The sequence below is a fragment of the Achromobacter sp. genome (assembly GCF_057314935.1).
The window spans coordinates 1-2034 of sequence record NZ_DBHKZA010000098.1 but is presented as its reverse complement, the minus strand read 5'-3'; the positions used below and the strand labels follow the sequence as shown (position 1 = coordinate 2034).

Sequence of the window (2034 nt, the reverse complement as noted above, 5' to 3'; positions counted from 1 at the left end):
GGGGCAGCGGTCGGGGCGGCGATCTTGGGCGTGTCCATGGCGGCATCCTGCGGAAAACGGGGAAGATGGCCGATGTTGCGCGAGTCGATTAATCTATGCAAATACCGTTTTCGTGTAGAACAATCCATAAAAAATATAGATCGGGGAGACACCATGGACCTGGATCCGCGCCTCTTGCGCTATTTCATCGCCGTCGCCGAAGAGCGCCATTTCAGCCGCGCCGCGACGCGCCTGCACATTTCACAGCCGCCGCTCAGCTACGCCATCCGCCAACTGGAAGACAACGTGGGGGCGCGCCTGCTGGCCCGTACCAGCCGCCACGTGGAACTGACCGACGCGGGCCAGGTGCTGTACCGCGAGGCCTTGACCTTGTTGCGCCAGGCCGAAGACGTGCGCACGCTGGTGCAACGGGTGGACGCGGGCCTGCGTGGCCGGCTGCGCATCGGTTTCGTGGGGTCCATGCTGTATCGGGGCCTGCCCGCGCTGCTCAACGCCATGCGGGCCGAGCTGCCCGACGTCGAACACGTGCTGACCGAACTGAACTCCTATGAACAGATCGAAGCCGTGCGGCGCGGCGAGCAGGACCTGGGCTTCATCCACGCCAATCCGGTGCCGGAAGAAGTTCACGCCCGTAATGTGATGGCCGAACCTTTTGTCGTCTGCCTGCCGGACTCGCACCCGCTGGCCGACCGCGCATCGCTGCAATTGGCGGATCTGGCGGGCGACGATTTCGTGTTTTTCGCCCGCGCCGCGTCGCCCAGCTATTACGAGACAGTGCTGTCGATGTGCGTGGCGTCGGGGTTCATGCCTGTGATCCGGCACGAAGTGCGGCATTGGCTGAGCGTGGCGTCGCTGGTGTCGCAGGGGCTGGGGGTGTCGATCGTGCCGGCCTGCCTGTCGCGCAGCGGCCTGGCGGGAACGCGCTTCATCGCCTTCGAGCACGAGGCCCGGTCGGTCAGCCAGGTGATCTGGCCGGCCGAGGCGCGCTCGCCGCTGCAGCAGAAGGCGGTGGCGCTGGTGGCGCGCCAGTATCCGCCCGCCGCCGCAGGCTGAGGATCAGCGGAACACGACGGTCTTGTTGCGGTTCAGCAGGATGCGGTGTTCGACGTGGCTGCGCACGGCGCGCGACAGCACCAGGGATTCGATGTCGCTGCCGACCTGGGTCAGGTCCTGGGCGGTCATCGTGTGGTCCACGCGTTCGATGTCCTGATCGATGATCGGGCCTTCGTCCAGGTCGGACGTCACGTAGTGGGCGGTCGCGCCGATGATCTTCACGCCGCGCGCATGCGCCTGGTGATACGGGCGGGCGCCCTTGAAGCTGGGCAGAAAGCTGTGGTGGATGTTGATGGCGCGGCCGTTGAGCGCGCGGCACATGTCCGCCGACAGGATCTGCATGTAGCGGGCCAGCACCACCAGGTCGGTGTTGGACTGCTCAACGATCTGCAGTACCTGCTTTTCCTGTTCCGCCTTGGTGTCCGCCGTGACGGGCAGGTAGTGGAACGGGATGTTGTAGGACGCGGCCAGGCTGGCGTAGTCGTTGTGGTTCGACACGATCGCGGCCACTTCGGCGTGCAAATGCCCGCTATGCACGCGAAACAGCAGGTCGTTCAGGCAGTGGCCCTGCTTGCTGACCATGATCAGCAGGCGTTCCTTGCGGCGCGCATCGTGCAGCTTCAGGTCCATCCCGTAGTCGCCGGACAGCGTGGCCAGACGGGCGCGCAGGTCGTCGGCGGCCACCGCGGTGGGCAGGTCGAAGTGCACGCGCAGGAAGAACTGGCCCGTTTCCTCGTCGCCGAATTGCTGCGAATCCAGGATGTTGCAACCCAATTCGAACAACAGGCCGCTGACGCGGTAGACGATGCCGGTGCGGTCGGGGCAGGACAGGGTCAGGATGTAGTCGTTGTGCTGCATGGTGCGGAAATAGGCCGAGGTAAGAAGGGGGATGGGGCGGAATCAGGCGGCCAGGCGCGCCAGGGTTTCTTCCGCCAGGGCCAGGCTGGAGGTCAGCCCGGGGGATTCGATGCCGAACAGGTT

General features: G+C 65.3%; 2 protein-coding genes. One reads left to right on the top strand and one right to left on the bottom strand.

The window, feature by feature from the left end; all coding sequences use genetic code 11:
- The first annotated feature begins 153 nt into the window (after positions 1-153).
- Positions 154-1053 (top strand): LysR family transcriptional regulator, encoded by a 900-nt coding sequence (locus tag ACO6D5_RS26050; protein ID WP_485826992.1) that lies wholly within the window; start codon positions 154-156, stop codon positions 1051-1053.
- A gap of 3 nt (positions 1054-1056) precedes the next feature.
- On the opposite strand, the gene purU is transcribed toward ACO6D5_RS26050, so the two are convergent.
- A complete protein-coding gene (gene purU, locus ACO6D5_RS26045) occupies positions 1057-1911 on the bottom strand; it encodes a formyltetrahydrofolate deformylase (RefSeq protein WP_315845065.1) in 855 nt (284 codons plus the stop codon).
- Between the last annotated feature and the right edge of the window lie 123 nt (positions 1912-2034).